At 52.5% G+C, this 15,024-nt stretch carries 16 protein-coding genes; 15 read left to right on the forward strand and 1 reads right to left on the reverse strand.

What is annotated here, in order from left to right; translation table 11 throughout:
• Positions 1-24 precede the first annotated feature (24 nt).
• The 12 genes from atpB (at position 25) to BSR28_RS07930 (ending at position 10,227) form a co-directional block, all read left to right on the forward strand.
• Positions 25-837, forward strand: a complete 813-nt coding sequence (atpB, locus tag BSR28_RS07870) for a F0F1 ATP synthase subunit A (protein WP_073709481.1) — start codon at positions 25-27, stop codon at positions 835-837.
• Between the two features lie 44 nt (positions 838-881).
• A complete protein-coding gene (atpE, locus tag BSR28_RS07875; RefSeq protein WP_073709480.1) occupies positions 882-1,088 on the forward strand; it encodes an ATP synthase F0 subunit C in 207 nt (68 codons plus the stop codon).
• Positions 1,085-1,636 carry a F0F1 ATP synthase subunit B gene (locus tag BSR28_RS07880; protein ID WP_073709479.1) on the forward strand — a complete coding sequence of 184 codons (552 nt, stop codon included), beginning with the start codon at positions 1,085-1,087 and terminating at the stop codon, positions 1,634-1,636. Before atpE ends, BSR28_RS07880 begins: the two co-directional genes overlap by 4 nt.
• A gap of 10 nt (positions 1,637-1,646) precedes the next feature.
• Entirely contained in the window at positions 1,647-2,462 is an 816-nt protein-coding gene (locus BSR28_RS07885) for a F0F1 ATP synthase subunit delta (RefSeq protein ID WP_073713867.1), read from the forward strand.
• A 23-nt stretch (positions 2,463-2,485) separates the two neighbouring features.
• Complete coding sequence (gene atpA, locus BSR28_RS07890; protein ID WP_073709477.1) at positions 2,486-4,108, forward strand: F0F1 ATP synthase subunit alpha; 1,623 nt, start codon at positions 2,486-2,488, stop codon at positions 4,106-4,108.
• Positions 4,109-4,111: 3 nt separating this feature from the next.
• Complete coding sequence (locus BSR28_RS07895; protein WP_073713868.1) at positions 4,112-5,044, forward strand: F0F1 ATP synthase subunit gamma; 933 nt, start codon at positions 4,112-4,114, stop codon at positions 5,042-5,044.
• 9 nt (positions 5,045-5,053) lie between these two features.
• Positions 5,054-6,508 (forward strand): F0F1 ATP synthase subunit beta, encoded by a 1,455-nt coding sequence (gene atpD / locus BSR28_RS07900; RefSeq protein ID WP_073709475.1) that lies wholly within the window; start codon positions 5,054-5,056, stop codon positions 6,506-6,508.
• Positions 6,509-6,513: 5 nt separating this feature from the next.
• Positions 6,514-6,768: a F0F1 ATP synthase subunit epsilon gene (locus BSR28_RS07905; protein ID WP_083563227.1), complete on the forward strand. Its 255-nt coding sequence runs from the start codon at positions 6,514-6,516 to the stop codon at positions 6,766-6,768.
• A gap of 5 nt (positions 6,769-6,773) precedes the next feature.
• Positions 6,774-7,190, forward strand: coding sequence for a DUF2550 family protein (locus tag BSR28_RS07910; RefSeq protein ID WP_073709473.1), 417 nt, complete (start codon positions 6,774-6,776; stop codon positions 7,188-7,190).
• Positions 7,191-7,210: 20 nt separating this feature from the next.
• The gene (nucS, locus tag BSR28_RS07915; protein ID WP_073713869.1) at positions 7,211-7,903 is read left to right on the forward strand and encodes an endonuclease NucS; all 693 of its coding nucleotides are present in this window, start codon (positions 7,211-7,213) and stop codon (positions 7,901-7,903) included.
• Positions 7,904-7,943: 40 nt separating this feature from the next.
• The gene (locus BSR28_RS07920) at positions 7,944-9,140 is read left to right on the forward strand and encodes an N-acetylglucosamine-6-phosphate deacetylase (protein ID WP_073713870.1); all 1,197 of its coding nucleotides are present in this window, start codon (positions 7,944-7,946) and stop codon (positions 9,138-9,140) included.
• 310 nt (positions 9,141-9,450) lie between these two features.
• Positions 9,451-10,227 carry an alpha/beta fold hydrolase gene (locus BSR28_RS07930; protein WP_073713872.1) on the forward strand — a complete coding sequence of 259 codons (777 nt, stop codon included), beginning with the start codon at positions 9,451-9,453 and terminating at the stop codon, positions 10,225-10,227.
• 33 nt (positions 10,228-10,260) lie between these two features.
• On the opposite strand, the gene BSR28_RS07935 is transcribed toward BSR28_RS07930, so the two are convergent.
• The gene (locus tag BSR28_RS07935) at positions 10,261-11,613 is read right to left on the reverse strand and encodes a DivIVA domain-containing protein (RefSeq protein ID WP_073713873.1); all 1,353 of its coding nucleotides are present in this window, start codon (positions 11,611-11,613) and stop codon (positions 10,261-10,263) included.
• Between the two features lie 229 nt (positions 11,614-11,842).
• On the opposite strand from BSR28_RS07935, the gene BSR28_RS07940 reads away from it, so the two are divergent.
• Genes BSR28_RS07940 through BSR28_RS07950 form a run of 3 tightly spaced genes read left to right on the forward strand, consistent with a single transcriptional unit; the run spans position 11,843 to position 15,013 of the window.
• Entirely contained in the window at positions 11,843-13,057 is a 1,215-nt protein-coding gene (locus BSR28_RS07940) for a hypothetical protein (RefSeq protein ID WP_073709467.1), read from the forward strand.
• Entirely contained in the window at positions 13,054-14,091 is a 1,038-nt protein-coding gene (locus BSR28_RS07945; RefSeq protein WP_073713875.1) for a hypothetical protein, read from the forward strand. Before BSR28_RS07940 ends, BSR28_RS07945 begins: the two co-directional genes overlap by 4 nt.
• Before the next feature lie 16 nt (positions 14,092-14,107).
• A complete protein-coding gene (locus tag BSR28_RS07950; protein WP_073713876.1) occupies positions 14,108-15,013 on the forward strand; it encodes a tetratricopeptide repeat protein in 906 nt (301 codons plus the stop codon).
• The last annotated feature ends 11 nt before the right edge of the window (positions 15,014-15,024 follow it).

Consider the following 15,024-nt stretch of genomic DNA (forward strand, 5'->3'; position numbering starts at 1 on the left):
TCTGTTCTTCGGAAGGGAAGCGTTGTGGCATTAGGTCTTTTAAGCGCCCTGATTTCGACCTCCTCAGGTGAGGTACCACCCCGACCGAGCATCGAAGATTTCTACCCTGAGATTTTGTTTTTTGAGGGTACCCCTTTCGCGATGAACCGCATCATGCTAGTTCGCGTGATCGCCGTCGTGGCAATTTGCGTAATTTTCGCAATCGGTGCTGCTAGAGCGAAAAAAGTTCCTGGACGTTTCCAAGGAGCCTTAGAAATTGTTCTTGATTTCGTTCGTACTCAGATTGCGGGTGCGGTGATCGAATCACCGAAGCTAGCAAAGCGTTACACGCCGCCATTGACCGTAATTTTCTTGGGCATCTTTGCCATGAATATTACTGGCGTATTGCCCTTCTTAAACATTGCCGGTACCTCGGTTGTCGGTGCGCCGATTGTCTTCGCCCTTTTCTCTTACCTGCTATTTATCGGTGCGGGTATCAAAGAGCAGGGCTTCCTACACTTCTTCAAGAGCCAATTATTCCCCCCTGGGGTGCCCAAACCCGTTTACATTTTGTTAACGCCCATTGAAGTTTTTTCGACTTTTATTGTCAGGCCAGTAACTCTAGTTATTCGTCTTTTGGCAAACATGTTGGCGGGACACTTGATGTTGGCTCTGACTTTCTTCGGAACCCATTATTTGCTCTTTTTCGCTGATGGATTCCTCAAGGGAGCGGCAGCGCTGACCTTTACGGGGTCGCTATTTACTATTCTTTTGGAAACCTTGGTGGCCGGAATTCAAGCATTCGTCTTCGCAATGCTTACCGCCATTTATATTCAGCTTTCGGTCAGTGAGCACTGACCGAGTAGACGGACAATAGTCCTTAACAAACAGGAGGAAAACTCATGCAAGGTGCAATTGCGGTTATCGGTTACGGTCTAGGTACCCTAGGCCCAGGTATCGGTATTGGTATGTTGGTTGCAAAAACCCAGGAAGCAACCGCCCGTCAGCCTGAGGTTGCCGGTAAGCTCTTTACCAACATGCTAGTTGGTTCTGCCTTTATTGAGGCACTTGGTCTACTAGGCTTCGTTGCTGGTATCTTGTGGCTATGACGAGTCTAGTTTTAGCCGCCGCAGAGCACGGTAGCAAAACTTCTCATAACCCTCTACTACCTCATATTTATGATCTAGTTTGGGGTGTAGTCGTATTCCTAATTATCTCTATCGTTTTCTACATTTACGTCCTACCGCGTTTCAACGCAGTTCTCGATGAACGTACTGAAACTATTCGTGCAGGACTAGAAAATGCCGAAACTGCAGAGAAGAAATTAGCTGCGGCCAATAGTGAAGCACAGGCAATCCTAGACGAAGCCTATCGTCAAGCGGCGCAAGTACGTGAGGATGCCTCAGAGCAGGGTCGCAAGATCATTGCTCAGGCGAAGCTTGAAGCTACCAATGAAGCTAACCGCGTGGCCGAAGTGGCTCGCGCTCAGCTAGCCGCCGACCAGCTCGCTGCCCAGGAATCCCTACGATCTGACATCGGTACGATGGCAACCAACCTGGCCGAAAAGATCGTTGGTGAACACCTCGAGGACGAAGCTTTGACCTCCCGCGTCATTGATCGATTCCTTGATGAGCTAGACCGCGAAATGGTGGCGTAGAAAGGAAGATATGCGTAACGCAAGCGAAAAGGCCCTCGCGGCTGCTTCCAAAGCGCTAGTTGCGTCACTGTCGGCAGAGCCGACCGAGGCTCAGCGCGTTGGAGAAGAACTTTTCGACCTGGGACAGGTTTTTATGTCTACAGGTTCGTTGCGACGCGCCCTCAATGACCCATCACGCGATGCCAATGACAAAGCCAAGCTACTTGCTCAACTATTTGAGTCCAAGGTTAGCCCGCTTACATTGCAGGTCGTGCAGGTCCTAGCAGCGGCGCGACTATCGGAAGACGAAGATCTACGAACCTGCCTCGATAACCTAGGCTCCCAAGCGCTCATGTTTGGAGCTAAATCAGAGGGACATCTGGGCACACTGATATCAGAACTTGGTGCGGTTCGAAGTCTTCTAAAGACCGATCGTAATTTACGCGTTGCGCTTTCAAAAGCTTCCGTGCTCAGTGATGATCAACGAGATAACCTGTTGCAAAAGCTACTAGGGGAGCGACTTAACCCCATTACTTTCGATCTCGTTCGACGGGTAGTTAAGCGACCACGTAGTTCATCACTACTTCTTGATCTTGACCGGCTTGCTTCTTTGGGGGCCCACCTAAACGAACAACGTCTAGTTCGCGTTACCAGTGCTGCACCCCTCTCAGAAGCGCAAATGGATCGCCTCCAACAGATCCTGCAGCGCAAGTACGGTCCTGTAACTATCAACGTTACGGTAGATCCCAATATGATCGGTGGACTTCGGTTACGACTAGCAACTGAATCTATCGACGGAACTCTAAAATCCGATTTCGCGGCCTTACGGCGTCGAATGGCGGGATAATCAATAGTTTTAAGGAACGACAGATGACAGATTTGAACATTCGCCCCGAAGAAATTCGTGCGGCACTCGATAGCTTCGTAGAAAGCTATGAGCCACCGCAGGCCGCCACTGAAGAAGTCGGGTACGTTACTCTAGCAGCCGACGGCATCGCCGAGGTTGAAGGCCTTCCCGGCGCCATGGCAAACGAACTCCTGCGTTTTGAAGATGGCACCCTAGGCCTAGCCATGAACCTTGATGTCCGTTCTATTGGTGCCGTTATTCTAGGCGATTTCACCGGCATCGAAGAAGGCCAACGCGTCTACCGCACTGGAGAGGTCCTCTCAGTACCAGTCGGTGACGGCTACCTAGGCCGCGTCGTTGATCCACTAGGCCGTCCGATCGATGGTCTTGGTGAGATTACCGATCTTCAGGGACGCCGTGCTCTAGAACTCCAGGCTCCCGGCGTAATGGCACGTAAATCAGTGCATGAACCGCTGCAGACCGGTCTAAAGGCAATCGATACGATGATTCCAATCGGTCGTGGTCAGCGTCAGTTGATCATCGGCGACCGTCAGACCGGTAAAACTGCCATCGCCATCGACACCATCCTGAACCAGCGCGAAAACTGGCGCAGTGGAGATCCCAGCAAGCAGGTTCGCTGTATCTACGTAGCAATCGGCCAGAAGGGCTCAACCATCGCCTCCGTACGTGGCGCCCTTGAAGATGCCGGAGCTATGGAATACACGACTATCGTGGCTTCTCCGGCCTCCGATCCGGCAGGCTTCAAGTACCTTGCCCCCTACACCGGCTCTGCTATCGGTCAGCACTGGATGTACGACGGTAAGCACGTCCTGATCGTATTCGACGATCTGTCCAAGCAAGCTGAAGCCTACCGTGCAGTTTCTTTGCTGCTCCGTCGCCCGCCGGGCCGTGAAGCTTACCCCGGTGACGTCTTCTACCTGCACTCCCGTCTACTAGAACGTTGTGCAAAGCTTTCCGATGAACTCGGTGGCGGTTCAATGACCGGTCTGCCGATCATTGAAACCAAGGCAAACGACGTTTCCGCATACATTCCTACCAACGTAATTTCGATTACCGATGGTCAGATCTTCCTTCAGTCCGACCTCTTCAACGCCGATCAGCGTCCTGCTGTAGACGTCGGTGTGTCGGTGTCTCGTGTTGGTGGCGCTGCCCAGGTCAAGGCAATGAAACAAGTTTCAGGTACCTTGAAGTTGACGCTAGCTCAGTACCGATCCATGGCGGCATTCGCCATGTTCGCCTCTGACCTAGATGCCGTCACTCGTCGCCAGCTGGCACGAGGCGAGCGTCTAATGGAACTACTAAAGCAGCCTCAGTACACCCCATACACCGTAGAAGCACAGGTTGCTTCTATCTGGGCCGGTACCAACGGTTATCTAGACGATATCCCGGTAAAGGACGTTCGCCGATTCGAGCATGAACTGCTTGACTTCCTAGGTTCAAATACCGAGGTACTCGAAACCATTAAGAACACGGGCAAACTCACTGAAGAAACCGAAGCCGAGCTAAAGGCAAAGGTCGAAGAGTTCGTTCCCATGTTCCGCCATGAAGAGGCCGCTGAAGAAGTAGAAAAGGCTGAAGTACAGCAGACTCGTGAAGAGATCGTCCGTCCCGGAGCCAAAGGCTAATCAATGGGCGGAAAGCAAAGAATCTACAAGCAGCGAATCCGCTCCACGGAAACCCTGAAAAAGGTTTTCCGTGCGATGGAGCTGATCGCAGCGTCTCGCATTGGTAAAGCGCGAGCGGCAGCAGGTGCTTCCACTCCCTTTGCTAAGGCAATCACTGACGCTGTGGCTGCGGTAGCATTGCACTCCGATTTCGATCACCCCTTGACCCGTCCTCGGACTGACACCAATCGGGTGGCAATCGTATGTGTTACTGCTGACCGCGGTATGGCCGGCGCCTACTCAGCGGTGATCCTGCGCGAAACCGAAGCTCTAATCGAGAAACTAAAGGGTGAGGGCAAAGATCCGGTGCTCTACGTTTGCGGACGCCGTGGTGATGCCTTCTTCCGATTCCGCGGTGTGCCAATCGCCCGCTCGTGGACTGGTGAATCTGACGCACCCTCGAAGAAGATGACCTCTGAAGTCTCAGATGAACTTCTGGAACGCTTCCTAGACCCGAATCCGGAAACCGGTGTAGCAGAAGTGCACTTGGTATTCACCGTATTCCACAACATGGTCAAGCAAAGCGTTGAAGACCGTCAGATGCTTCCCCTAACCGTGGTGGATGAGCCCCAAGCTCCGGAAGAAACCAGCGCACCGGTGGCATCCGCTACGGAAGCGCCCAATGCGCGAGCCCTATACGAATTTGATCCCTCGCCTGAGGGCGTACTTGACCAGGTATTGCCGTTATACGTCTTTACCCGTATCGACCACGCCCTACTGCAGTCCGCAGCTTCTGAACTTGCGTCCCGTCAGCGGTCCATGCACACAGCTACGGATAACGCTCAGGAGCTCATCACGAACTACACCCGTTTGGCTAACTCAGCGCGCCAGGCGGAGATTACTCAAGAAATCAGTGAAATCGTTTCGGGTGCTGACGCCCTAAATAACGCAAGATAAGGAAAACTCATGACTAACGAAGTAACTGCAGCCGGCATCGGTCGGATCGCTAGCGTTATTGGGCCGGTGGTAGACATCGAGTTCCCGCCGGACCAGATCCCCAACATGTACAACGCGCTACACGTTGACGTGGACCTATCAGGTCAGGGCGAAGGCGAAAACAGCTACACCATGACCCTCGAGGTCGCCCAGTACCTAGGCGATAACATGGTTCGCGCTATCGCCCTAAAGCCGACTGACGGTCTGGTTCGTGGCGCACAGGTTCGCGACACCGGCGCTCCGATTTCGGTACCAGTCGGTGACGTAACCAAGGGCCACGTGTTTAACGTGACTGGTGACGTCCTCAACCTAAAGGAAGGCGAAAAGCTCGAAATCAACGAACGCTGGCCAATTCACCGTCAGCCTCCGAAGTTCGATCAGCTTGAATCTAAGACCAAGATGTTCGAAACCGGCATTAAGGTTATTGACCTCCTGACCCCCTACGTCCAGGGCGGTAAGATCGGCCTCTTCGGCGGTGCCGGTGTTGGTAAGACCGTGTTGATCCAGGAAATGATTCAGCGCGTGGCCCAGGACCACGGTGGTGTGTCCGTATTCGCCGGTGTAGGTGAACGTACCCGTGAAGGTAACGACCTTATCGTCGAAATGGGCGAGGCTGGCGTTTTCGATAAGACCGCCCTCGTCTTCGGCCAGATGGACGAGCCCCCGGGCACCCGTCTTCGCGTTGCCCTGTCAGCTCTAACCATGGCGGAATACTTCCGTGACGTGCAGAACCAGGACGTATTGCTCTTCATCGACAATATCTTCCGCTTTACGCAGGCGGGTTCTGAGGTTTCGACCCTTCTGGGCCGTATGCCTTCCGCGGTGGGTTACCAGCCCAACCTAGCCGATGAAATGGGTCTACTGCAGGAGCGTATTACCTCCGCTGGTGGTCACTCCATCACCTCGCTACAGGCAATTTACGTCCCTGCGGACGACTACACCGACCCGGCTCCGGCGACCACCTTCGCTCACCTAGATGCAACCACCGAACTAAGCCGTGAAATCGCCTCTCGTGGTCTCTACCCGGCGGTGGATCCCTTGGCTTCAACCTCGCGTATTCTTGATCCTTCTTACGTTGGTAAGACCCACTACGAGGTCGCTACCCGCGTTAAGTCCATCTTGCAGAAGAACAAGGAACTCCAAGACATCATCGCGATCTTGGGTGTTGACGAACTATCGGAAGAAGACAAGGTCACCGTTGCACGTGCCCGTCGTATCGAGCAGTTCCTCTCTCAGAACACCTACATGGCTGAAAAGTTTACCGGTGTTCCCGGCTCAACTGTTCCGCTCGATGAAACCGTCGAAGCCTTCCGACGCATTGCCGATGGCGAATACGATCATGTTGCAGAACAGGCCTTCTACAACATTGGTGGCATCGAAGACCTCGAAGCCAACTGGAAGCGCCTCCAGGCAGAGGAGAAATAATCCCCATGTACGTAACGGTTGTTTCCCGCACCGAGTCACTGTTTTCCGGTGAGTGCACCCAGGTTACGATTCCTGCTGAAAGCGGCGAATTGGGTATCCTGTCGCGGCATGAACCAGTGCTTGGGGTGCTCGGTGAGGGACGCCTTCGTCTGCACACAGAAGGCGACGTAAAGATCTTCAAAGTGAAGGGCGGGATTTATTCGGTCGACAACGACCTTGTCACTATTGCCGCACACTCGGGCGAGCAGGTAGAAGGCTAAGGCTGATGCCAGCAGCACTCTGGTTTTCATTGGGCTTCTTGATTGCCTTGCTGCTTCTTGCCCTGATTCTTCTTGGAGTCTTAGGGATGTACCGGATTCGGATGATCCTACACCGGGTAGGGTCTTTCGAACTGGCTATAAAAAAGTCTCCTGAGGATTCCTGGACTAGCGGCATGGGGCTCTTTAATACCCATGAACTGCAGTGGCATAGAACCGTTTCACTATCCTTGAAACCCGGAGTGGAACTACGCCGCTCAACCTTGACCTTTTCTGATCCACATCGTCGACCAGGGTCTGATGTGGTGGAAGTTGAGGCGCGTGATGGCCAATCAACCATCTACATGTCGCTTCGTGAAGCAAGCTTTCACGCCATGATCTCCTGGGCTGATTCAGCTCCACCAGAAGAAGCGGAAATTTTCTAGTATCTAGAGAGGAAACCCCTTTGAGGATTGTTTTTGCGGATTGCTCGGTAGACTACTCCGGACGTCTAGACGCGCATCTGCCCAGAGCCGTACGTTTATTAATGCTAAAAGCTGATGGCTCAGTATTGGTACATAGCGATGGCGGATCCTATAAACCTCTAAACTGGATGAGTCCGCCAGCGAAGCTAGAGGTAAAAGAGCCGGACGAGTCTGTCGCTCCCGAAGCCCTCGAGATCTGGGATGTTACTGCGCAGAAATCTGATGACCTGCTCCGCATTACCATTTTTGAAGTGCATGCAGAATACGAGCACGACCTAGGGATTGACCCAGGTCTGACAAAAGACGGCGTGGAAGCTCATCTACAAGAACTCCTGGCCCGCGATCCCGGCGCAGTAATACCCGGTTTGAAACTGGTCCGACGTGAGTACCCAACCCCCATTGGACCCGTAGATTTGATGTGCCGCAATGCTGATGGTGAACCGGTCATCATCGAGGTGAAGCGTGTCGGAGGAATCGATGGGGTGGAGCAATTGACCCGCTATTTTGAGATGCTCTCACGCGACTCGTTGCTTTCAGGTCTAAAAGGTGTCTTCGCCGCACAGGTAATAAAACCACAAGCGCGAGTACTAGCGGAAGACCGTGGATTTGCTTGCGTAACCCTCGATTACGATGCACTACGAGGGATTGAGGACCCGCAGGGGACACTATTCTAGAGGTTTTTGTGTTTTCCTCTGATAGTGCCATAATAGAGATATGAGTAACAAAGTTGTTTTGCGTGGTGCAGTTGTCACCGCAGACACCGTCCTTGAAGATGGTGTCTTAGTTTTTGAAGATGAAAAAATTTCCTACGTAGGTAGCTCCGAATCTGCTCCTGCAGATCTTCCTGAAGGGGAAGTCGTAGAGGGGTATATCCTTCCTGGTCTGGTTGACGTACACTGCCATGGTGGCGGGGGTGCTTCATTCCCAGATTCCACCACTGCGGAAGAACTACAAACGGCTATTATGGAACACCGTCGTCACGGTACCACATCTCTAGTGGGCTCCTGCGTTACGGCTGATCCTGAGACCTTAAAGGCTCGAGCCGCTTTAATGGCAGACCAATGTGAAGCCGGTGAACTAGCTGGTATCCACTTTGAAGGTCCTTTCGTATCTAAGGATCGTTGTGGAGCACAAGATCCTCGATTCATCATCGACCCTGATGCCGAATTGACCAAGGAACTCATTGCTGCCGGGCGTGGGCACGTAAAGACGATGACAATCGCTCCTGAAAAGCCGAATATTACCGGCCCTGATGGTGTCAGCGCGGCCTTGATCAACAATGGAGCACTACCGTCTTTCGGACATACGGATTCTGATCCGGCACCAGTACGCGCTGCCCTAGAGGATGCACGTGAACACCTCGCAAAGGCTGAGAAACCTCTAAGCCCCCGAGCTACCGTTACGCACCTCTTCAACGGTATGCGACCCCTACATCACCGTAACCCTGGTCCGATCGCCGAGTGCCTATCTGATGCCAAGCGTGGTGGGGTAGTGCTGGAAATGATTGCCGATGGTATCCACCTGCACCCCTCGATTGTTCGCGATGTATATGAAACCGTAGGTCGTGAAAACATTGTCTTCGTAACTGATGCGATGGCAGCAGCCGGTATGCCCGACGGTTCCTACGTGCTGGGACCACAGGCAGTAACGGTAAAAGACGGGATTGCGCGACTAACCGGTGGTGATGCGATTGCCGGTGGAACCTCTCATCTCTTGGACCAAGTTCGCCTACTTGTCGACTTTGGTATGCCGTTGGTTGATGTGGTCTACTGCGCTTCCGAACAAGGCGCCAAGATTCTAGGTGACACCTCCATCGGAGCACTAGCTGCAGGCAAACGCGCTGATGCCGTCTGCGTAGACGCTAACTTCAAGCCTCTTGCGGTATACCGCAAGGGCCAGATCGTGGAGTAAATGTCTCCTAGGCGTAGCAACAAACGTAACCAGGCGCGTCATGTTCCTTTGAATATGGCGCGCCTAGGTTCTGTACCTAGAACCGTAACTAGACTCGGTGTCACCTATTCAGTTCGACAGGTTTTTTCAGGTCAAAAAGACTACATTTGCCCGGGATGCGGACAAACCGTTTTCCAAGGAAACCCTCACGTTGTAGTGTGGTCGGAAGGCTCAATAATGGGGCCAGCACAAGATCTTGCCGGGCGCCGCCACTGGCACAGCTCATGTTGGGATCGAAATCTACCTCCGGTGGCATAGAAAAGGTCAAGAAATGAATCCAACGATTCTTACACACGGTACTTTCAGTAGCAACGTCCCCGTCGTGCTCCTAATCCCAGCATTTCCCCTAAACGCGCACCAGTGGGATAGGGTAGTAGAAGGTCTAGGGGACCTTCCTTCCATCGCTTTTAACGCTCCGGGATGGTTTGGGGAACCGCTACCGGATCCAGTGCCCAGTATCGAAGGTTACGCGGAAGTAATCCGAAAAGTTGTCGATGACTATGGTCTGACCCGGTTGATCGTAGCTGGCAACTCTCTGGGAGGATATGTAGCTCAGACCCTTGCGATTAATGACGAACGTGTCCGAGGAATGCTGCTAGTGGGCACAAACGGCCGAACAGACAGTGAAGAGGCGCGAAGTAAACGGCTCTCAAAAGCGGTTTCGATAATGGCGGGAGCCGATTTGGAACCTATCAAGGAGTCCGCACTTTCACTTTTGGGAGCAAGCGCAACTGACCAGGTAAAGGCAGAAGTGCTAGCGGCAACCGAAGGATTAACAGCCGAATCATTTGCTTGGTGCCAACGCGCAATGGCGAACCGGGAAAATCGCCTTTCTGAGCTTGAACTACTGAAATCCCGGCGTGAGTTTCCAGTTACGATCGTTCAAGGAACGGAAGATCCGGCCTCTTCGATAGCCGATGCTGAAGACCTTGCCCGCGCACTATCAGTTACTCCTCGGATTCTTGAGGGGAAGGGACACTTATTGCCCAATGAAGCTCCAGCGCTACTGGCTAAGATCCTTCGTAAAATGCAACTTGGGGCCTCCTAAAAGGAAGCCCCAAGAGTGAGTCTTAAGATCTGTTTACTGTTGTGAATCTTCAGCAGTAAATAGATCTTCTTTTTCTGCTGGTACAGAAGTGGATTTATCTAGCTGAGCCCGTTCCGAGTGAGATTCGATCGCGGAAGAAGCCTGAGCTGCAGCAATCTCGGGAGAGAAACCGGGCGCAGTACCTAGTAGGCCACGCATTTCTTCGAGGTAAGTGGAGACGGCTTGACGCTGACGTTCGAGTTTCTCAACGGTGCGCTGCGCCAAGAGCCGTTCGTTTGCGGCTTCACTACGAGCCGATTCACGGATCTGCTGAGCCTCCGCCTCTGCTTGGACCAAAGTGGCGTCAGCAGCTCGACGGGCTTCTTCCTGACGGCGACGAACTACTGCGTCGGTATCAGAAAGTAGGCGTTCGGCGCGCTGCAGTGTCTCACCAAGGTGCTTTTCCGCCTCCGCGACCTGGGACTTGGCGGCTGCAACCATCGTGGCGGTCTCGTTACGCGCCTGTTCGTGAGCCTGAGCGTCAGCCTCACGAGCAGCTGCCCGCTTAGAAGCGATTTCAGTTTCAGCTTCTTGGCGCATACGCGCAATCTCAGCCTGTGCTTCCTCAAGGGCAGTACGGGCTTTACGGAGGATCGCATCGGCCTCTTGACGCGCATTGTTCAAGAACTGGTCAGCTTCCTTCTGTGCTGTTTCGCGGGTGGTAGTTGCTTCCGCTAGCGCACTCTCACGAAGCTGTTGTGCTTCGTTATTGGCTTCTGAACGAAGTGCAGAGGCAGCTTTTTCAGCTTCCACTCGCATCTCTACAAAGTCTTTTTCTGCCTGGGCCCGAAGGAGTTCGGTTTCTCGCTGGGCAGTGGCGCGAAGATCGTTTACCTGGGTATTAACCTCAGTACGTAGTGAGGACGCTTCACGGGTCGCGGCGGCTACAAGCTCATCGGCGCGGTGCTGTGCATTGGTAAGTAGGGTTTCCGATTCCGAGGCGGCTCGGCTAGAACGCTCTTCCGCCTCACGACGTGCCTCCGAAACCATTGAAGCTGATTCGGATTCAGCGCGCTGGGTCATCCGAGAGGTGGTTTCTCGAGTGCGTTCGAGTAGGCTTTCAGCTTCGGTATTAGCCTTGTTCAGGACCGATGCGGCCTGTTCTTCAGCGGAATGAAGTAGTTGCTCAATGCGGGATCCAATCCCGGAATAGCCTCGATCTCCCTCGGAAAGCTGACGAGTTAGGTCATTTACCTGAGATTCCAAATCCCTGGTCCGGGAAGTGGCACTAATGGCTTGCGCACGCTGTGCGGAGAGCTCATTTCGAAGAGACTCTAGCTCAGCATCCACTGCCACCCGGTCATAGCCGCGCATGACGATAGGGAATCCGGCCTGTTCATCGGTCACTTTTGGGGCTCCATTCTGCGGTTAAAGATATTGAAAGTCAGGTATTAATACGCAACTGCTTATAAGTTTAACAACTATGTGGGAAAAGAGACGCTAGACTCTCGGTTTTACTTAATCTAGATTCCGCTCATAGTGTTTCTTGTCCCGCTGGAGTATCAAAGCCGTTCCTAACGTGGGATAATCGTCCTAACATGAGGTTCATATTGCCTATTGCTTGAGGAGCATTACTGTGAGGAAAGCGGTTTCACGATATCTGTGGCCACTAGTAGCATTCCTAGTCGGAATCGTAATGGTGTTAGCGGGGATTCTTTCGTTAACTGCCTTTAAGGCTGATTCAAAGATCGTGGCGCAGACCCCCTCGGTTGCCAAGTCTCAGTTGGTTTACACCTCCGGTGGCGTACTTCCACTTTTCTCTGGTCCAGTGAAGGTAACTGCGACGGTTCCTGAAGGTAAAGAAGTAACCCTTTTGACCGGACGCCCCTATGATGTCGCCTTGTGGGCCGCTACCAAGGATTCCACCGACGTCGTTGGCCTAGCAAACTGGTCGACGCTCGAAACTAAGCATCAGGCTAGGAAAGCAGAGAAAGATGAACCCCCGCTAAGTGCTTTTAGCTCGGCGGATGCGTGGCAACAAAACGTAACTGCTAAGGGAACCGCTTCCCTAGAACTTTCAGATCCGATCGATGATCTTTCGGTGATGGCCTTCTGCGTTGATTGCGAGCAAGCCCCGGTAATGACTCTTGAGTGGCCCTACCGCTTCAGCTCTACTTTCCAATGGGTAATTTTGACCCTTGGTGTCTTGATTACTATTTTGGCGGTTTTGGCCTTCCTCTTCCTTCGTCGTCGTGAACACCAACGTCAACTTACTGTCGGTGGCAGTGATTCTGAAACCGAACCGAAGACTGAAGATGAAAGTCGTCCCACTACTGCCGAACTAGAGATCCAATCAATTAAGGCAGTCACCGGTGAGATTCACATGCCGCGTCGTCGAGCCCTGCGCGAAGCCCGACTACGTGGTGAAAATGAAGTCGAAGTTGAAGGCGTCAAGTATCCGACCGGAGCGCTACCTAAGGTCTTAGAGGATATGGAAAAGTCTGAATCTGCGGCCGGCCAGGTAGTAGTGCCAGAGGATGCCAACTTCTCTTCAGTGGAGGCCGAAATTGCTCAAGCAAAGGCAGCTGCCACCAGCACCTCTGATGCAGGTGAGGGTACCGGAGAACGTCCCGTGAGCTTCATCCGTAGGCGTCGGCGTGGTAACAGTGCGTGGCAAAAAGTTGCCGATGAACCAGTAGTGGTGGAAGAACCTGAAACGGAAACTTCTGAGGATCAGCAGCCTGTCGAAGAACCTATCGTTGAAAATCAAAGCCCTGAACAGGTTTCAGAAAATGAATCCGAAAATGCTGAGGTAGATGAGGAAAATCAGGAAGTAGAGGAGCAGAAATGAAGCGAAAAACCATCGCCGCTGCCGCTGCTGCCCTGAGTATCTCACTCTTGGGCGCCTGTTCGGCATCGATCCCGGCTGTCACTTACGATGAAAAACAACCGGTAGCAAACTTAAATGAAGCCCAAGCGGAGCGTATTCTGTCGCAGACTACCAAAGTTATGCTTGATTCCGCTGCTAATAAGGATACTGAAGCGCTGAAAACTAGGCTTTCTGGAGCAGCATTGGCAATGCGGACCGCACAGTATCAGGTAGCGAAGGCCACCAATACCAACGTGGCCCCCGTTGACCTTTCCACCGATATCCTTTCTGATACCATCGGTCCTGCTTACCCGCGTGGGATTCTAAATATTTCCAAGGGCGGGGAAGGCCAGCTACCAACTATTTCTTTACTGCGTACTGAAAACTCGCTAGAAAACTACAAGCTTTCTAATTATTCACGGCTCTTTAGCGGCGTCACCGTTCCGTCAGTACCCAAGCTTAAAGCTGGTGTTCCCCTAGTCGCGCCAACGGCTACCGGGTACCGTTTTACTCCCCGCGATGCAGTGACGAAATATGTTGCTTACTTAAGTGACCAATCAGGGAAAGAAAAAGACACCTTTGAGACTGATCCGTTCGCGGAATTTCTTAAGTCTAGCCTGACGAACCTGAAGCAAGCTGCCAATCAGGATAAAGATGCTGTCGAAGTCACCTTGAAGGTTGAAGCTGACGATAATCCCATTACCGCCGTTCAGCTAAATAACTCGGATGCGCTTGTATTTGCCTCGGTCAAATACACTTTAACGATGAAAGTTAAGCTCGAAGGGACTAAGCTTCGTGCACCTGAAGCGGTAGTTCCCTTCCTCGGAGCGGACAAGGCCGAATCAACGGGTCTTTTGTCGATTACTTCCGTAGCCAGCGTGGTACTTTTGGACCCGGCAAAGGATAAGAGCGACAAACTTAAAGCTCTAGGAGCAGAAACCGTAGTAGTAGGGGCAGAAAATAAGCCCTGGCAAGATATTGCCCCGGCGAACCCAACCCCTGAAGGCAATAATTAACATTCAAGGAAAATAAGTGGCTGAACAACCCGAAAAACAGGAAATCGCAAACGCCTATGGTGCGGTAGACCTAGCTAACCTGGGCGGAGCAAATCCCACCGCTTCGTCTACCGAAAGTGCTAATCCAAATAACGCTAATGCTGGACAAGACGGGAAGGCCCTACCCGGAATCGGTTCAGTACCGGTTACTGAAGGGGAGTTTCAGCAGGTTGCGCAACTCTCGAAACAGGTTCCAGTAGTCTTGGTTTTTGTAGACGAGGACCCAATCTCTAAGCAGGCCCTAGCGGTTCTTGAGGCAGCCGAGAAACAGGCTAATCGACGTTTCCTACTAGGAAAAGTTGAGGGTGCCAATAACCCACGCCTAATCCAAGCCTTCGGAATCAAGGATTATCCCACCGTTTTTGCCCTAGTTAATGAACGGCCAGTGCCACTTTACGCGGGTTCTCCCGAGCCCCAGCAGGTTGAGCAAGTGCTAATGCAACTGCTACAAATGTGCGAACAAAATGGGATCAACGGACAAGTACAGGCACCAGACGATCAAGAAATAGCTAAAGAGCCAGAAGAATATGCCGAACCTAAACGATTAGCTGAGGCTGGCGACCTAGCAGGAGCTCTGGCTGCCTGGGAACATGTGGTCACCGTTCGTCCACAAGATCAAGAAGCGAAACGGCAACTAGCGGGTGCCAAATTAGCGCTCCGTGCAGCCAGCGAAAGTGAAGATCCACTGGCGCAAATCGATGAGCGCTTTAAGTCTGGGCAGATAGACGACGCGTTCAATGAGTTACTCAATCTTGTAGCCACCCAGGATGAACCACTTAAGTCTGCCGCTAAAGATCGGCTAGTCGAATACTTTACGATTCTTGGGGCAGGCGACGCTCGCGTTAAGAATGCACGTGCCAGACTGGCTTCGCTACTATTCTAAGAATCCCGGTT

This window comes from Boudabousia liubingyangii (assembly GCF_001907245.1).
Taxonomy (GTDB): domain Bacteria; phylum Actinomycetota; class Actinomycetes; order Actinomycetales; family Actinomycetaceae; genus Boudabousia; species Boudabousia liubingyangii.

Excerpts from the sequence above, each read along its gene's own strand:
- atpE (WP_073709480.1), top strand. The coding sequence starts at position 882 with ATGCAAGGTGCAATTGCGGTTATCGGTTACGGTCTAGGTACCCTAGGC.
- BSR28_RS07880 (WP_073709479.1), top strand. The coding sequence starts at position 1,085 with ATGACGAGTCTAGTTTTAGCCGCCGCAGAGCACGGTAGCAAAACTTCT.
- BSR28_RS07885 (WP_073713867.1), top strand. The coding sequence starts at position 1,647 with ATGCGTAACGCAAGCGAAAAGGCCCTCGCGGCTGCTTCCAAAGCGCTA.
- atpA (WP_073709477.1), top strand. The coding sequence starts at position 2,486 with ATGACAGATTTGAACATTCGCCCCGAAGAAATTCGTGCGGCACTCGAT.
- BSR28_RS07895 (WP_073713868.1), top strand. The coding sequence starts at position 4,112 with ATGGGCGGAAAGCAAAGAATCTACAAGCAGCGAATCCGCTCCACGGAA.
- atpD (WP_073709475.1), top strand. The coding sequence starts at position 5,054 with ATGACTAACGAAGTAACTGCAGCCGGCATCGGTCGGATCGCTAGCGTT.
- BSR28_RS07905 (WP_083563227.1), top strand. The coding sequence starts at position 6,514 with ATGTACGTAACGGTTGTTTCCCGCACCGAGTCACTGTTTTCCGGTGAG.
- BSR28_RS07910 (WP_073709473.1), top strand. The coding sequence starts at position 6,774 with ATGCCAGCAGCACTCTGGTTTTCATTGGGCTTCTTGATTGCCTTGCTG.
- BSR28_RS07920 (WP_073713870.1), top strand. The coding sequence starts at position 7,944 with ATGAGTAACAAAGTTGTTTTGCGTGGTGCAGTTGTCACCGCAGACACC.
- BSR28_RS07930 (WP_073713872.1), top strand. The coding sequence starts at position 9,451 with ATGAATCCAACGATTCTTACACACGGTACTTTCAGTAGCAACGTCCCC.
- BSR28_RS07945 (WP_073713875.1), top strand. The coding sequence starts at position 13,054 with ATGAAGCGAAAAACCATCGCCGCTGCCGCTGCTGCCCTGAGTATCTCA.